Raw genomic sequence first — 16,578 nt, 5'->3', positions numbered from 1 at the left:
CATGAAAAAGTGATGATGCAGGGACGCGAATATATTTCCAGGCACTGGAGTCTGTGGCTGCTGGGCAGTCTGTTTACTTTATTCGTCCTTCTGTCGAGCCTGTGGTTCAGCCTGATGCTCTGGGTTCATCAACCCCTCGGAAAAATCGGCAGCTTGATGCTGATTGGATTCTGGCTGACCTTTGCGCTGGTCGTTCTCGGGATTTATTTCACCCGGCATCTGATCTCCCGCCAAGTGGATAGCGTTCTTTATCTTCTGGCCTTTTTATTCTGTCTGCTAGGATATTTCAGTCTGGAAGCGCGTCAGGATCGAGAGTGGAATCCTGAGGTTTCCCAGCTTCTGCATTATGAGCAGCAAGGCGATCAGGTTACCTTACACAATATCCGCAACTTTGACTGGCAGGCCGATGGTCGCTATATCGAACGCTGGGAAAGCCGCAGTTTTGATCTGAATCAGATTACTGGCGTGAACATCATTACTTCCTACTGGATGGGGCCTAAAATTGCCCATACCCTGGTCAGCTTCGATTTTGCCAATCAAAAGCCACTCACCTTCTCGATTGAAATCCGCAAGGAAAAGAATGAAGAGTTTTCAGCGATTGGTGGCTTTTTCCGAAAATATGAACTGAGTCTGGTCGCATCGGATGAAAAGGATATTGTCTATACCCGTAGCAATGTCCGTGGTGAACAGGTCTATTTTTTCCCAGTCAAAATGCCGCAAGCTCAGGCTAAAGCGCTATTCAAGGAATATCTGCGTCAGGCCGATGAGCTGGCCCAAAAGCCAAAATGGTACAATACCCTGACCAGTAATTGCACCACACTAGTCTTTGATATGGTTCAGGCGATATCGCAACAACAGCTACCCTCAGATTACCGGTTGCTGGCCTCCGGCTATTTACCGAATTATCTCTATGATCTTAAAGTACTAGAACAGTCTTGGGATATGCACACTTGGTATCAACGGGCACATGTCAATCCACGGGTAGAACGCACCGCTAATCTCTCCAGTCAGGACTATTCACGCCTGATCCGGCAGGGCCTACCAAAACCCGACATGCGATAACTGTGTAGCAAATCCACTTCAATAAAGATACAAAATCAACTGGAACCTTGATCATTTTTTTGTTTATATACAAATAGCTAGTCAATGATCAGAGTATCTCTCATGCTAAAAAAATTAACTGCAATCGCGATTTTAGGCTCGGTTCTAACGGTCATGGGCTGCGAAACTGTGCCCAATACAGCCACGACACAAACCGCGAATCATTTACAACTTTTGCAAAATCGTACTTGGATTGCGACCCAGATTGGTAATACTGAAATCAAGACTGCGCCAACCGCACGCAATGTTCCGAGTCTGCAATTTGATGCCAGTACCCAGCGCGTTTCAGGTTCAGATAGCTGTAACCGGATTATGGGCAGTTACACAGCAGCGAAAGACACGCTGACCCTGAACCAAATGGCCACTACCCGTATGGCCTGTATGAACAACGATCAGCTTGATCAGAAATTTAATGAAGCTTTAGCCAAAGTGACACATTATCAAGTATTTGGTAAAACCTTAAAATTACTGGATCGCCATGGGAATCTCTTGATCCAGCTAGAAAGTGCTGTTCAGCCGCGTTAATACTTCCCTACAAAAAGCCTGTATGGACAGGCTTTTTTATCTTTCATACTGATGAGCTGGAATTTAACCATCAGCCCGATTGAGTTATTTAATTGAATGAGGAATCAACCATGCAACAGGCACTTTTCGGTGGGGGATGCTTTTGGTGTACTGAAGCCGTATTTTTACAGATCCAGGGGGTTCAGCAGGTCATCAGTGGCTATGCAGGTGGGCACACAACTCAGCCAAACTATGATGATGTCTGTGGTGGCAATACCGGCCATGCCGAAGTCATTCTGATCGATTTCGATGAAAACCAGATTAACTATACCCAGTTGCTTGATGTATTTTTTGCGACCCATGATCCGACCACGCTAAACCGTCAGGGCAATGATGTCGGCACCCAGTATCGTTCTGTGATTTATTATCTGAATGATGAACAGCAGCAACAGGCGCAGCAGGCGATCGATGCTCTGAAAGCCGATGGCACCAATATGGTGACTGAACTCAGTCCTGCCCCGACTTTCTATCCGGCGGAAGACTATCATCAAAACTTCTTTGCCAAGAACCCGACCCAGGGCTATTGCAATTTTGTCATTCCTCCAAAATTGAATAAATTACGCAGCAAATTTACGACCCTCTTAAAAACCCATTAAGTTTCATGAAAAATGGGCATAAAAAAAGCGACTGCAATCAGTCGCTTTTTTTATTACCTAAATCTTAGTTATCAGTTGCAAAAGCAATATCGCTGAGTCCGGCTCCACTCGCACGCGACATGACTTGCGCCACAGAGTCATAACGTGATTCTTTATCCGCTTTCAGCACAATGGTCGGCTGACGTTCAGCTTGGCCCGCTTCATTAAAACGGGTTTCAAGCTGTTCCAGCGTCAATACATCGCCATTCCAGGCAATGTCACCTTCGGCATTGATGCTGATCGTGACATTTTCAGGCGGCAGATCGATAATCTCCGCAGTCGTTTGTGGCAAGGTTAATGGAATTGATGGGTTCGCAACGGTCGCTGTCACCAGAAAGATGATCATCAATACCAACATAATGTCGATGAGAGGAATGAGGTTCATCTCATTCATGCCTACATCGTTGTCTTCACCCAGTTGAAAAGCCATTAAGCTTGACCTCCCACGAAACTCTGTTGTGTTACTTTCTCATCAGACTTTTTTGCAGCAGATTCCTGTTGCAGCATGGTATCAATCAACAGACCGTGTGCCTGATCCTGTAACTCGTGTGCCAAGCCACGATTAGCACGGACACAGATGTTATAAGCCAGTACCGCAGGAATCGCGACTGCCAGACCTAAGCCAGTCATAATCAATGCTTCACCGACTGGAGTTGCCACTTGTGCCAGACCAGCCTGACCACTTTTACCAACAGCAACCAGCGCATGGAAGATGCCCCATACCGTACCGAACAAACCGACAAATGGTGAAATTGAGGCAATCGTACCAAGAACTGATACACCTTTTTCGGCATTGGCTTTTTCTGCTGAAATCTGGCGTAACAGCGCCTGTTCTGCCACTGCTTTACGCTGTTCAAAGCCCAAAGGAGCCAGTTTGGTTTTCAGTTGTTCCAATGCCTTAGATAACTGAACATAGGCAATCTGTTTCAGTTGGCGAGTGCCCATCAAACGCAGCACAAAAATGGTCCATGTCGCAATCGACATTGCCAATAACACGAAATACAGCGTTTTACTGACTGCATCAGCGTGTTGCCAATAAACTGAAAAGTTCATATTCGAACTCCTAATGGGTGAGCCGTTATTTAACCTGAAAATCGAAAGGCTGTTCCACGCGTGTTGGATAAGCCACACCATTTTCAACATATTTGGTGAGTTGTGCACGACGTACCGCTGCTTCTACTTTGCGCGTTACCGCCGGGCTACAACTTGAATTTCGTGCAGTCGCAGAGACCACTTTACCCTGCTCATTCGCTGAAACATCTACTACCAGTGAACAGGCTGATTTTAATTCACCTGCAGAGAGTGAGACTTTTGGTGAACGCTGCCAGGACACGCCCCCACCAATCGATACACTTTTCGGTGATGGCGGCGCAGCAGGTGCTGGCGGTGCCACAGGCGCAGGTGGCGCGACTGGAGCGGGTGCCGATTTCACTTTAGTTTCAGTGACCACTGTCGGTACAACCGGACTTGGGGTTGGTTTTGCTTCAACTGGCGGTGCTTTAACCACTTTTGGCGCTTCAGCCTTTTTCACCTGCTCGATTTTTTCTACTTTTTTCGGTGGTGGTGGCAGCGGTTTATCGACAATTTTGACTTCTTTAGGCTTAGGCGGCTCTTTTTGTGGCTCGGCCTTCGGCTTTGGCGGTAAAGGTTTTGGCGCTTCCTGGAGTTTTACAAAGCGCACTTTTAAGGGTTGCTTATCAATGGGTGTCAGCTCAGGCGCCTTCATCTGGCTGATCGCATATAACACACCCACATGCCCAACTAATACAGCCGCCACGATAGAGATGACTTTCTTTTTCATCTGATTCGGCGGTGTAGGCATTTGGGGCGCAGCAACTTGACTCATTAAATCTATTACCTTGAGGAGATGATGTGGAACAAACTATCAAGCTCATCGGTTAGCACAATTAAAGTATGTCAATAATAAATGAGAAGTGTTTTCATTTGCAACCGCTAATCCTACCTTTGACTGACTTTTTTTGCATCAAAACAAAAAAGGCACACTAAAAGTATGCCTTTTTAAAACTCAATGCAAGTCTTATTGGAACACGACAGTCTTGTTGCCATCGACAATAATACGGTCTTCCAAATGCCATTTTACCGCACGGGCCAATACATTACGTTCTACGTCCTGACCGAGTTCACGTAACTGCTCAACAGTAAAGTCATGGTTCACGCGCTCCACATCCTGCTCAATAATCGGACCTTGATCCAGATCAGCAGTCACATAGTGCGCAGTTGCACCGATCAGCTTCACGCCTTTTTCATAGGCCTGTTTGTACGGATTGGCACCTACAAAAGCCGGCAGGAAAGAATGGTGAATGTTGATCACTTTCATTTCCCACTTGCTGACAAACTCTTCATCCAGAATTTGCATATAACGCGCCAGCACTAACAGGTCATTGCCTTGCATCAACTGGTCGATTTCTGCATAAGCTTCAGGTTTGTTATCTTTGGTCACCGGCACGACTTCGAATGGAATACCAAAGTTTTCAACTGCTTCGCGTAAAGTCTCGTGATTCGATACTACTTTGGTAATTTCACAAGGCAAACCACCACGCGCATGACGCCATAACAGCTCAAGCAAGGCATGATCGACTTTAGACACCAGAATACCGACTTTTTTCACGTCACTGACCAGAGCCAGACGCCATTGCATGCCATAGCGTTCTGCCACATTCGCTGCAAAAGTCTGGGTAATACTTTCTTTGCGACTTTGCAGATTATCGAGTTCAAATTCAACGCGCATGAAGTAACGTCCGCCCTGCGCTGCTGTCGCATATTGGTCAAGCGCAGTAATGTTGGCACCTTGATGATACAAGAAGCTCGAAACAGCCTGCACGATGCCCGGCTTGTCTTCACAAGTAATCAATAAACGTGCGGTGTTAGCAGTCGTCATATTCATGTTGATTTAAGTCACTAATCAGTTAAATTAAAAAATAAGCCGAGTATTCTAGCGCGTTTCTTGGATATTCTGAATAGTTTGTTCAGATTCAGAATCTTTAGACGACGACAGGCTGGCAAAAAGTTCCGAAGAGCCCAAACTACTCAATAAACCTTCATAGGTTTGACGACTTTCACCACGTAAATACGCCCCTTCCAAGAATACCATTTGACGGAGTGCCTGCCAGACCCATTTTTCTTCCAGGGTATTGGAATCGGTCAGATGACCTGACATATACAGGAAGTTGGTCCAGTTGGTCAGTACAATCCACAGGTTAATGATCAGTGCTTCAATTTCTGAATCGGTCATGTCCATCAGGCCTGCATTGACAAAGCCCTTATAGATTTTCTGACCCTGCTGCATGACCTGCCCGGCAAAGCGTGGATACATCTTGCGAAAATCTTCGTTATTTTCTACCAGATGATAGACATCACGATGCAGGAAACGATAAGCCCATAACTGGCTGCTCAGCACCTGAAAATAATGCACCTTGTCATTGGCATCCAGCGCACGGTCATCCGGCAGCGCCAGCATTTCCAGGGTCTGGTGCTGGTACTGTTCCATCAATTCTTTAATAATTTCATTTTTATTGCGGAAATGATAATACAGGTTACCCGGGCTCATGCCGAGTTCAGCCGCAATGTGATTGGTGGTTACCGATCGTTCGCCACGCTCGTTAAACAGCTGCAAACTGAGCTGCAAGATACGCTCTTTAGTTTTTAAGGTTTTGGTTTGGGACATCCTAAAATAACCATTCAGTTCATGCATTAGCAGGCTAACACACAAAGTCACTTGACTAATTAGAGTATTTGCTCTAAAAATTAATTAATCGATTTTTGAATAATGGTAGTGCGGCATGAACAGTCACACAAAAACAACATCAATGACACCACATTTTTTTGATAGCCAATATCTGAATGAAGTCTTGGCGCAACAAAAACACGCTTATTTACACTACCCTCTGCCGACTGCAAAGGAACGTATCGATCGTTTAGCTCGACTTAAGCGTATCTTAGTTAAGTATCAAGATCAATTTGCTGATGCAATTAATCAGGACTATGGTAACCGTTCCATTGGGGAAACCAAGATTGGTGAACTGCTCACCTGTCTGGAACATATCAAATATTACAGCAAAAACTTGACTCGATGGATGAAACCTTCCAAGCGTCATGTGGGCATTATTCATCAGCCGGCTAAAGCCTGGGTACAATATCAGCCTTTGGGCGTGGTTGGGATTATCGCACCATGGAACTATCCGCTGTTGTTGTCGATTGGTCCTCTGATTTGCGCACTGGCGGCCGGCAACCATGCCATGATCAAAATTTCCAGTGCATCGGCTGCTTTTGGTGAAGTCCTGGAAAAAGCGCTGGCTGAAGCCTTCCCTAAAGAATTGGTCGCTGTGGTGAATGGTGGTGGTGTAATTTCAGATGCCTTCTGTCGCTTGCCTTTCGATAAACTGATTTTCACTGGCTCAACTGCGGTCGGTAAAACCGTCATGGCAGCCGCTGCCGAAAATCTGGTTCCGGTGATTCTGGAACTGGGCGGTAAATCGCCGGTACTGGTGCATCCATCAATTGATCTACGTGATGTTGCGCAGCGGATTGCGGTGGGCAAACTGTGGAATGCCGGTCAGACCTGTGTCGCCCCAGATTATATGTTCTTGCCTCGTGGCAAGACGGCTGAGTTTATTGACCATTTTAAAGCCTGTGTCGAAAGCATGTATCCGGATATCACCCATAATCAGGATTACACCTCGATTATCAATGACAAACAATATAACCGTCTGCAAGGTTATCTGGATGATGCTCGCGAACAGGGTGCGCAAGTTATTGAAATTAATCCACGCAGTGAAAACTCGGCTGATCTGCGCAAGATTGCACCGACCATCGTGACCAATGTCACCCCGATGATGCAGATCATGCAGCATGAAATCTTTGGCCCACTGTTACCGATCATGGAATATGATCAAATTGACGATGTCATCGACTTTATTAATAGCCGTCCGCGTCCACTTGCTTTATACTACTTCGACTTTGATCAGGCGCGTGCCGATTATGTCGCACAGCGTACCCATTCAGGGCATTTCGGGCAAAATACGGTACTGACCCATGTTGCGCAGGATGATCTACCATTTGGGGGTGTCGGTGCATCAGGTATGGGTAAATACCATGGTCCAGAAGGCTTCTTCAGTTTGTCGCATGAACGCTCAGTAATGTCGAATCCAAAGCTGTATAGCTTGAAATACATTCTGCCACCGTTCAATAAACCGATTCACAAGCTGATTTCGAAGACACTTCTCCGCTAAATGATCAAGGCATGAGCTATCGATATAGTTCGTGCCGCGTTTTGACGAAAATCGCTTGTCTTTTAAGCGCATTTTTGATATAAAACGCCCCTTGAATGATTTCAATCCGTTTATTTTTGACTGGCCATACAGATTTGCTGTTGGCTAAATCAATGGAGTTACACCATGTCTAAGGTTTGCCAAGTTACCGGCAAGCGTCCAGTCGTTGGTAACAACGTCTCACACGCCAACAACAAAACTAAGCGCCGGTTCGAGCCGAACCTGCACCACCACCGTTTCTGGTTAGAAAGCGAAAAACGTTTTGTACGTCTTCGTTTAACCACTAAAGGTATGCGTATTATCGACAAATTGGGCATTGAAAAGGTTGTTGCTGACCTACGTGCTCAAGGTCAAAAGATCTAAGGAGTCTGAACCATGCGTGATAAAATTCGCTTAGTTTCTTCAGCTGGTACAGGTTATTTCTATACCACGACTAAGAACAAACGTACTATGCCGGAAAAAATGGAAATCAAAAAATTTGATCCAAAAATCCGTCAACACGTAATCTTCAAAGAAGCTAAAATCAAATAATTTTAGTTTCTTTAAAAAAACGACCTTTGCGGGTCGTTTTTTTTTGCACTTTTTTTATCCGGCTTGATAAACTTTCTGCATGTTTTGGCACTTTTTGTGCTTATTTCCCAGCAAACCTAGCTAAAGGAGTATTTAGTGCCACATGACGTAGAGCTCATTATATTACTGGCTGTTGGTTTTGGCTTAGCTTTGGTCTTTGGCTATCTCGCTGCACGGCTGCGTCTTCCCCCTTTGATCGGCTATCTCATTGCCGGCATTCTGATTAGTCCCCATACACCCGGTGTGGTCGGTGATATTCATCTGGCCAACCAGCTGGCAGAACTTGGCGTCATGTTCCTGATGTTTGGTGTCGGGATGCATTTTTCCCTGAACGATCTGATGCAGGTCCGCCGGATTGCCCTGCCTGGTGCGATTTTACAGATTGCAGTTGCCACCTTGCTCGGGGTCGGAGTTTCGATGCTGTGGGGCTGGAGCTTTGGCTCAGCGCTGGTCTTTGGCCTAAGCCTGTCCTGTGCCAGTACTGTGGTTCTACTCAAAGCACTCGGTGATCGTGGCCTGCTCGATTCGATCAATGGCCGGATTGCTGTTGGCTGGTTGCTGGTCGAAGATCTGGTTATGGTCTTGGCGCTGGTACTGTTACCTGCCACTGCGGTACTTTTAGGTGGGCAGGCGCTGGAAGGCGCAAGCGATGAGAATATCTGGCTTACCTTAGGGATTACCTTACTTAAAGTCGCAGGCTTTATTGCCTTCATGCTGATTATTGGTAAACGCTTGATTCCGATGATCATACAGGTGGTGGCACGTCTGGGTTCACGTGAGCTGTTTACCTTAACAGTGGTGGCTGCTGCCGTCTCGATTGCCTTTGGTGCCTATAAGATCTTTGGCGTGTCGATGGCACTGGGTGCTTTCTTTGCCGGGATGGTGGTGAAAGAATCTGATTTCAGTCATCGTGCCGAAGAAGAAACCTTGCCACTGCGTGAAATTTTCTCAATTTTATTCTTTGTCTCAGTCGGCATGCTGTTTGATCCGCGCATTTTGCTGGAACAGCCTCTACATGTGCTGGCCGTGGTCGGGATTATCATGATTGGTAAGACTATTGCGGCTATGGCATTGGTGCTGTTCTTCCGTTATCCGATCAATACCGCCTTGACCGTCGGTGCTTCTCTGGCACAGATTGGTGAGTTCTCCTTTATTTTGGCTGCACTCGGTGTTTCGCTCAACCTGCTTTCGCTGGAAGGTCAAAACCTGATTCTGGCAGGTGCCTTGATTTCGATTACGCTTAACTCCTTTATCTTTTCCGCGATTGAGCCGGTACAGAAATGGATTCGGGAACGCTCGACCCTGGCCCGCTTACTGGAGCGCAGTGGTGACCCTCTGGCGATGTTACCCGATGAAGTCTCACAGGATTACCTGCGCGATCAGGTGGTCATTATTGGTCATGGTGAGGTCGGGCGTCGCATTACCCGCTCATTGATGGAAGAAAACATCAAGGTGGTCATTGCCGAAGAAAACCGTGACATCGTCGAAAACCTACGAGAAAAAGGCATTGCTGCGGTTTCTGGTGCAGCCACTGAAGCCGGGGTCCTGATTCAGGCACATATTCAGCATGCGCGCTTACTGGTCATCTCCCCTATGGATATCATCGATATTCATAAAATCGTCGATATTGCCAAGACCTTGAATCCACAAATTCAGGTACTGGTCTGTGCGGAAAGCAAGGAAGAAGCTGAAGCCATTCGTCGGGATAATGTCGGTGCGGTTTATTATGCCAAAGAAGAAATGGCAAAAAATATGAGCAATCATATTTTGAACCAGATTGAGATCGCGCATCAGCATACGCCTTCTCATTAAAGTTTTTCTTTTAATCAACACCAAATAAAAAAGTTGCTGGATCTGGCAACTTTTTTTATGGACATCAATATATCTCTGAGCCAAAGATTTTATTAACACACTGGCTTCAGACTGCTCACGACTTAAATTTTAAAATACTGATTTTTCATCTTCATTTCAAATGAACGTTTTTATGGTACTTAAAATCTGCCTAATTTAATAACCTATAAAACTCAAAAAGCACACCGATAGTGTGCTTTCTAAATAAATTTCAACGATTAACTCATATACTTTGGTTCTTCATCCACAACTTCAGCCTGCCACTCATTGACCTGCTGTTCCAGCAAACCATAGAGTGCTGCCTGAATCATCTGTTGCGCAATCACGGGCGTCTGCTCTCCAAGTAAAGCTTTCACCTCATCATTAAATTGAATCATGACCAAAGGCTGTTTATGTGAGCCTGCATTGCGTAGAGCCAACGCGCCACCTTCAAGTTGAACGAGTTCTAAAATCGCGTCTTGATTACCAAATAAATCTTTCAACTGTTCTATAGACATATATCCTCCATGTTCAACATGGTGGCAAAGCGCCGGGTGCACTTTGCATCATTAGAGTAATTGATATAGGGTTAAAAATTGCATTTTCAAGTACAGCCGATCCGATTAAAATTCAATCATCTCATTACGAAAACCATCAATTAATTGAGTCAGGTCACGATGCCACTCTCTCAATATAGCAGTATCAGGTAACCATGCTTGTGGAGACTGTGTGACTTTAATGATGAGATTTGAGGAAGTTTCGTCTTCAGGTTCTGGGGTACTTGGTTCGGGCGCATACTGGCACAGACGGTAAGCACGTTTCAGTTCAGCAATGAAACCGCTCTTGGATAAATGTTGCAGCACCGCCACTTCCGGCGAAATCTGGCCTTTGGCCGCCATCAGTTCTTCGATCGATTTTAGCGTCGGATGAGGATCATTCAGGCGATAGTAACGCACCAGTTCCTGTAAAAATGCTAACAAAGCACCATGCAAATGAAACACAGTTGCTTCACGTTGTGCCTGAGCCTGTTGTACATGTTCGGTTTGCTCTGCTTGCTGGCAGGATAGACGGGCGAAATACAGTTTTTGATTGGTACGGTCCGCATGATAGCGAGCAACACGGGTCATCGAGATTTCCTAAGGTTTAAAACAAATTTTGGCTTTTATAAAGTAAAAGGTTCGCCTACATTTCGCAATCAAAAGATGTTTAGACTGAATCCATCCAGCACTGAAATTCAGAGCATTGAGCTCACTAATTAAGTACGGCGATACTAAATTGTAGCCATAAAAAAAGGAGCCTATCAAGTGCTCCTTTTTTGAGTTTAAGCCTGAGGCTTGTCTTCTGCGGCTTTCACGCGGATGCCATGTCCGTGTAGGCGTAAAGTGTTCAGGCCTTTAATGGCTTTGACTGCTTCACGGCCATGTGGCATTTCTACAAAAGCAAAACCTTTTGATTTGCCTGTTGCTGCATCAAGCACCAAAGTACAGGTCTCCACTGTGCCATATTCCTGGAACAGTTTCAGTAATTCGGCTTCTGTGACCGTACGTTCTAAATTACGAACTAAAATTTTCATCTTACAACCTTAAGAAGATAGGCAAAAAATATCAAAAAGCACGCGCCTACTCTACTTTTTGCATGAAACAACTTTGCTATAGTTTAATCGAGATCAATCCCAAAATCTAAATTAATCGACTTGCGTTCAATCAAGGCACTTTTTACAGTTTGCTGCCGGGTTTTGTAATGGGTTTCCGTGGTGCATAAATGCCGGGTGAGATCATTCAGGAAATAACTTTCGACTTTACGCCCCTGCTCATCGACCGTTTCCCGCGCCCAATGATTCAGGTTCTGTTTGGTCAGAATTAATTCATTTTTTGCCCGGGTCAACGCCACATACAGCACACGACGTTCTTCTTCGACATCATCAAAATCACCTTGAGCACGCGCATGCGGATAATTCCCCGGCGTCACATTGGCTACATAACAGACATTTTGCTCGGTGCCTTTGGCCGAGTGAATGGTGATTAAGGTCACCACATCATGATCCGACTGGCGCTCGATTTCCGAGATTGACACCGGATCCAGTACATATTCCTCTAAAAATTCACTCAGCTGTGAATGCTTGGACGCCAGCTGTTTGACCAGTTCAAAATCACTTTGGCGACGTGGCCAATCCTTTTTATAGTTTTCTGCCAATTGAGATTCAATCGCCTGAATCGCCAGACCGACACAGGCTTGCACTTCGCCTTTGAGCACATTCATCTGCTGCATGATCAGAATGGTTTCTAGCGGTATCTTGCCAAACTGTTCTAATTTCTTTGCAATCTGATCCATTTCCGGTTCAGCCAATAACTGCTGCGATAGCTTGCTGGCACCCACATCACCCACACCATTCCACAGGGTTAAGAAACGCATCCACGCAATATCATCCAATGGATTAGCGACCACCCGCAGCATGCTGAGCAAATCTTTGACATGCGCCGTTTCCAGCAGCTTCATACCACCAATAAAGCGATAAGGTACATTGGCTGCAATACAGGCCGCTTCAATGTGCCGCGCGGCAAAGCTGGAACGAACCAGCACCATATGCTCGCCCCATTTGCCGCCTTGCAGATAATGGCGTTCTTTAATATCAATCGCAATCCATTTGGCTTCATCAAACTCATTCGGGAAGATATGCATACGCGGCTTTACACCTTCTCCACGATACGCTTCCAGACGTTTGTCATATTTGATTTCAGACTGATCGAGCAGCCAGTTGGACAGATCCAGAATTTCCTGGGTCGAACGGTAGTTTTTTTCTAATTTAAAAATTTGCGCATCTGGCACACGTTCTTTGAAATGGTGAATATTTTCAAAGTCTGCACCACGAAAGCCATAAATCGACTGCGCATCATCACCGACACAGAACAGGCTGATCCGGTCTTTCAGTGGCTCCAGCAAAGCCCATTGCAATGGATTGGTATCCTGCATTTCATCGACCAGCATATGCCGACAGATTGAAGCGACATAGTCGACCAGACCTTCGGACTGTGCCAACGCCGTAGCTACTACCGCCAGAATATCGTCATAATCCAGAAAACTTCGCGCTTGCTTACGTGTCTCATATTCTTTCATGATTTCGGCAATCTGGTCTTTGAGAGCCAGATATTCCGGCATCTGTTTTTCCAGTGCCAGACTAAGTTTTTGCCGGGTATTCCGTGCAAAAGAATACAGGTCACATAGTTCCTGAGGCTTAGGTAAATGATTGGGGTTTTTCTTGTCATCACGACCGCGAATCAGGCGAAACATCATCAGCTGGTCATCACGATCAATAATCGAAAACTGTTCAAGGCCAAAAGCTTTCGGAATACGGCGCAGCAGATACATACAGAAGGTATGAAAGGTCGAGGCTCGCAGCCCCTTGGCTTGTCCACCGAGTGCCAGTTCGACACGCGCCACAATTTCACTGGCTGCCCGGCGGGTAAAGGTCAGAATTTGAATCTGGTTGGCAGGCACGCCCTGTTCAATCAAGTAAGCTGCGCGTGCCACGATGGTTTTGGTTTTGCCACAACCTGCCCCGGCCAGCACCAAACTGTGTTTTGCTTCTGTAGTCGCTGCTTGCTTTTGTTGGGGATTTAATTCATCAATCAGGGTGGCTAAACTCATTTTCACTTATCATTTTGTGGATGTATGTAGTTTAACAGATCGCTTCCAGAATTATGGCTTTTCAGTTGCCCTGACACTGTCTCCAATTTTATTTCTTGATTTATTACCTGATAATGAAGCGTGCTAGATTGCAGGAGAGAGAGAAATACTTTCACTCTGTCAAAAGATTTTTGACTATCTCTGCGACAGCTTTCTCCAAGTTCATTTCTGCATTTTTTAAGGCTTCTTCTAAAGGACAATCTGGTGGATTAATACCAATAATCTGGCTAAATCCTGACTCAAACAGATCCTCAATTCCTTCACCGATTAGACCCGCAAAAGCGATTACCGGTTTATTGAAGTGTTTTGCAACCTGCGCCACACCAAATGGCGTTTTGCCAAATTTGGTTTGAAAATCAATTTTACCTTCCCCGGTAAACACATGATCTGCTTGCGCTATTTTCTCGTTGAGTTGAACCTGTTCAATCATCAGCTCTACACCTGATCGAATGGAAGCAGCAGTGAATGCTATTAAACCAAAACCCAATCCACCGGCAGCGCCCGCACCTGCCACATGACGATAATCACAGCCAATCTGCTGAGCAACCACATCGGCGAAATGACAGAGGTTTTGATCCAACTGCTTGACCATTTCAGGCGTTGCACCTTTTTGTGGTCCAAAGATTATCGATGCACCATTTGGTCCACACAGTGGATTGTTGACATCCGATGCAATGATTATTTCAGTATCTGCTAAACGTGGATCAAGTTCGGATAAATCCATTGATTTGACCAGATCTAAGTTTCCACCACAGACCTGAATTGACTCACTCTTATAATTTAGAAACCGCACACCCAGTGCTTGCGCCATACCAGCACCTGCATCATTGGTAATACTGCCACCGAGCCCAATGATGATTTTTTTCACATCCAAATCCAATGCTTGTTTGATCATTTCTCCTGTACCATAGGTCGAAGTAAGCATCGGGTTACGCTGTGAAGGTTTCAATAAATGAATGCCATTGGCCTTGGCCATTTCAATCACAGCAGTTTGACCTGCATCAATCAAACCCCAATAGGTCTGAATACGTTGCTCAGGCAGTGGTCCGGTCACTTCACATGCAATACTTTGCCCCTTTAAACTTGAAATCAATGCATCGACCGTGCCTTCACCACCATCGGCCATTGGCACATGAATGATGTGGGCATCCGGAATGACGTTCTGGATACCGCGTTGCATGGCCTGACAAGCCTGTGCAGCAGACATACTTTCTTTAAACGAGTCAGGAGCAAGCACAAAGGTGAGCGGCATGGTGTGATCTTTTATCCACAAATGAAGTCTAAATTGTGGATAAATCCAGCACTATCCACAAGTCTTTATTTCCAGCCCAGTTCAATTGCAGTTATCTCATTAATCAAGGTTTGATTTAAAGATTCTGGCATTTTACTGGTGGTTTGAGACAGTGGAATATGTCCTGCCATCAGCTCCGCCTTGGCTTGCGGAAATAAGGGTTGCTGATCTGGAAATGCATAACCCAGCGGATAAATCGGTTGGCCTGTCGCTAAATCATATTTATCCGAGGCGCCAAAGGCATGCAGTAATTCATGCACCAATACAATTTTATTCTGTTCAGTCTGTTGCTTGGATGCAAATAGATTCACCGAACCAATCCGGCCTTTTTGCAAGGCGGTTGAATGCTTTAATTGCTTGGTCTGCGCAGGATCATAGTAATTTAAAAATAAAGTCACATTGGCTGAAGGGTCTGAACTCTGTCGCTGTTTCCAAGCATAGAACCGGAATTTTAAACTCCATAAAACTGTATCGATGAGCGAGTCTTGCTCAGGGACTTTGGGTGGTAGAACTTGAAGCTCACGGCCTAAATTAAAATAAAAATAAGTCGGCTGTCCACGATACTGCTGAGCTGCTTTTTCCAGATATTCCCGTGCTCCATTCAGGTCCTGAGCTGACAGTTGCTGGATATATTGCTGTGTGGTCGGTAATCCATCGGCATTAATCGGATGCAGCAACACAATAATCGGCTTTGACCAGTTCTGGTTTTGATCACGATAGGCATTGACCGCGACAATCAATAAGATGATTAATAAAATCAGAATCCGAATCTTTTTCCACATATCGATTACACACTCTGCTTTTTCATTTTTCTTAAATACATCTGACTCATTTCTATTTTTGTTTCAAATAAATTTAAAGTTTTTATTAATCCTGACAATTTGGCTCTACCATAGTTACGAGAGTCAAAATCAGGCTTTACTGCACTGATATACTGCCCGACCATCCCTAAATTCGCCCATCCATTATCATCGGCATTATCTTTTACAGCTTTATAAATTAAGTTAAGCGTAGCTCGATCCATCCCTTCAGGTAACTGAATTTCCTTTTGCGTAGATATAGTTTTTTGTCCATTAGTCTTGATAATCTCCGAAACTTTTTTATCTATTGATCCTGTTTCTTCACCATCCTCATTATTTTTAATTTCACTATCTACAAGTAAGTTTTCGATATAAATGAACTTGTCACAGGCTTTCTTAAATGCTTCAGGCGTAGCTTTTTTGCCAAAGCCATACACTGTTAGACCATTTTCACGAATACGTGAAGCTAAGGGCGTGAAATCGCTATCGCTGGATACGATACAAAATCCATCTAATGCACCTGCATAAAGTAAATCCATAGCATCAATGATCAGGATCATATCCGTCGCATCTTTACCCTTGGTATAAGCGAATTGTTGTACCGGAGTGATGGCATGAGGAAGGAGTACATCTCGCCATTTCTTTAAAGTTTCGCTGCTCCAGTCCCCATACACACGTTTGACACTGGCAATGCCATATTTCGCAACTTCTTCCAACACTGATGAAATCGCGTTGATAGAAGAATTATCCGCATCGATTAATACAGCGAACTTTTTTGTCTGAATATCCACATCCACCCCAAAATATTATTTTTA

19 protein-coding genes are annotated in these 16,578 nt (G+C 45.0%); 7 read left to right on the top strand and 12 right to left on the bottom strand.

Features of this window, described 5'->3' with window-relative positions:
* The first annotated feature begins 12 nt into the window (after positions 1-12).
* The 3 genes from NI468_RS08150 to msrA all read left to right on the top strand — a co-directional run bounded on the left by NI468_RS08150 (position 13) and on the right by msrA (position 2,261).
* Positions 13-1,062, top strand: a complete 1,050-nt coding sequence (locus tag NI468_RS08150) for a DUF4105 domain-containing protein (protein ID WP_005103044.1) — start codon at positions 13-15, stop codon at positions 1,060-1,062.
* Between the two features lie 102 nt (positions 1,063-1,164).
* A complete protein-coding gene (locus NI468_RS08145) occupies positions 1,165-1,626 on the top strand; it encodes an META domain-containing protein (protein WP_004278432.1) in 462 nt (153 codons plus the stop codon).
* Positions 1,627-1,736: 110 nt separating this feature from the next.
* Complete coding sequence (msrA, locus tag NI468_RS08140; protein WP_253101232.1) at positions 1,737-2,261, top strand: peptide-methionine (S)-S-oxide reductase MsrA; 525 nt, start codon at positions 1,737-1,739, stop codon at positions 2,259-2,261.
* 64 nt (positions 2,262-2,325) lie between these two features.
* Here msrA and NI468_RS08135 read toward each other — a convergent pair whose 3' ends face one another.
* The 5 genes from NI468_RS08135 to NI468_RS08115 form a co-directional block, all read right to left on the bottom strand.
* Complete coding sequence (locus NI468_RS08135) at positions 2,326-2,730, bottom strand: ExbD/TolR family protein (protein ID WP_004278434.1); 405 nt, start codon at positions 2,728-2,730, stop codon at positions 2,326-2,328.
* Positions 2,730-3,353 (bottom strand): MotA/TolQ/ExbB proton channel family protein, encoded by a 624-nt coding sequence (locus NI468_RS08130; protein WP_253101229.1) that lies wholly within the window; start codon positions 3,351-3,353, stop codon positions 2,730-2,732. The genes NI468_RS08135 and NI468_RS08130 overlap by 1 nt, the downstream gene beginning before the upstream one ends.
* 25 nt (positions 3,354-3,378) lie before the next feature.
* Positions 3,379-4,146, bottom strand: coding sequence for an energy transducer TonB (locus NI468_RS08125; RefSeq protein WP_253101226.1), 768 nt, complete (start codon positions 4,144-4,146; stop codon positions 3,379-3,381).
* A gap of 192 nt (positions 4,147-4,338) precedes the next feature.
* The gene (purU, locus tag NI468_RS08120) at positions 4,339-5,205 is read right to left on the bottom strand and encodes a formyltetrahydrofolate deformylase (protein WP_004278437.1); all 867 of its coding nucleotides are present in this window, start codon (positions 5,203-5,205) and stop codon (positions 4,339-4,341) included.
* A 48-nt stretch (positions 5,206-5,253) separates the two neighbouring features.
* A complete protein-coding gene (locus NI468_RS08115; RefSeq protein WP_034437998.1) occupies positions 5,254-5,985 on the bottom strand; it encodes a TetR/AcrR family transcriptional regulator in 732 nt (243 codons plus the stop codon).
* Positions 5,986-6,100: 115 nt separating this feature from the next.
* Here NI468_RS08115 and NI468_RS08110 point away from each other — a divergent pair, with 115 nt between their 5' ends.
* From NI468_RS08110 to NI468_RS08095, 4 genes are all read left to right on the top strand, one after another.
* Positions 6,101-7,549: a coniferyl aldehyde dehydrogenase gene (locus tag NI468_RS08110; RefSeq protein WP_005261753.1), complete on the top strand. Its 1,449-nt coding sequence runs from the start codon at positions 6,101-6,103 to the stop codon at positions 7,547-7,549.
* 165 nt (positions 7,550-7,714) lie between these two features.
* Entirely contained in the window at positions 7,715-7,951 is a 237-nt protein-coding gene (gene rpmB / locus NI468_RS08105; RefSeq protein ID WP_000048256.1) for a 50S ribosomal protein L28, read from the top strand.
* Positions 7,952-7,963: 12 nt separating this feature from the next.
* Positions 7,964-8,119: a 50S ribosomal protein L33 gene (gene rpmG / locus NI468_RS08100; protein WP_001205031.1), complete on the top strand. Its 156-nt coding sequence runs from the start codon at positions 7,964-7,966 to the stop codon at positions 8,117-8,119.
* A gap of 135 nt (positions 8,120-8,254) precedes the next feature.
* Positions 8,255-9,970, top strand: coding sequence for a cation:proton antiporter (locus tag NI468_RS08095; RefSeq protein ID WP_253101224.1), 1,716 nt, complete (start codon positions 8,255-8,257; stop codon positions 9,968-9,970).
* 257 nt (positions 9,971-10,227) lie between these two features.
* On the opposite strand, the gene NI468_RS08090 is transcribed toward NI468_RS08095, so the two are convergent.
* The 7 genes from NI468_RS08090 to NI468_RS08060 form a co-directional block, all read right to left on the bottom strand.
* Positions 10,228-10,506, bottom strand: coding sequence for a hypothetical protein (locus tag NI468_RS08090; RefSeq protein WP_004278462.1), 279 nt, complete (start codon positions 10,504-10,506; stop codon positions 10,228-10,230).
* A 105-nt stretch (positions 10,507-10,611) separates the two neighbouring features.
* A complete protein-coding gene (locus NI468_RS08085) occupies positions 10,612-11,115 on the bottom strand; it encodes a DUF6586 family protein (protein ID WP_004278463.1) in 504 nt (167 codons plus the stop codon).
* A 194-nt stretch (positions 11,116-11,309) separates the two neighbouring features.
* Positions 11,310-11,561, bottom strand: a complete 252-nt coding sequence (locus tag NI468_RS08080) for an RNA recognition motif domain-containing protein (protein WP_004729489.1) — start codon at positions 11,559-11,561, stop codon at positions 11,310-11,312.
* Positions 11,562-11,644: 83 nt separating this feature from the next.
* Complete coding sequence (locus tag NI468_RS08075; protein ID WP_253101220.1) at positions 11,645-13,633, bottom strand: ATP-dependent helicase; 1,989 nt, start codon at positions 13,631-13,633, stop codon at positions 11,645-11,647.
* A 151-nt stretch (positions 13,634-13,784) separates the two neighbouring features.
* Entirely contained in the window at positions 13,785-14,924 is a 1,140-nt protein-coding gene (locus NI468_RS08070) for a glycerate kinase (RefSeq protein ID WP_005245926.1), read from the bottom strand.
* A 65-nt stretch (positions 14,925-14,989) separates the two neighbouring features.
* A complete protein-coding gene (locus NI468_RS08065; RefSeq protein WP_005245925.1) occupies positions 14,990-15,745 on the bottom strand; it encodes a hypothetical protein in 756 nt (251 codons plus the stop codon).
* A gap of 5 nt (positions 15,746-15,750) precedes the next feature.
* Complete coding sequence (locus NI468_RS08060; protein WP_253101217.1) at positions 15,751-16,554, bottom strand: NYN domain-containing protein; 804 nt, start codon at positions 16,552-16,554, stop codon at positions 15,751-15,753.
* Positions 16,555-16,578 lie beyond the last annotated feature (24 nt).

This window comes from Acinetobacter lwoffii (assembly GCF_024129355.1).
GTDB classification, from domain to species: Bacteria; Pseudomonadota; Gammaproteobacteria; order Pseudomonadales; family Moraxellaceae; genus Acinetobacter; species Acinetobacter lwoffii_I.
This window is presented reverse-complemented; position numbering and strand designations above follow the sequence as displayed.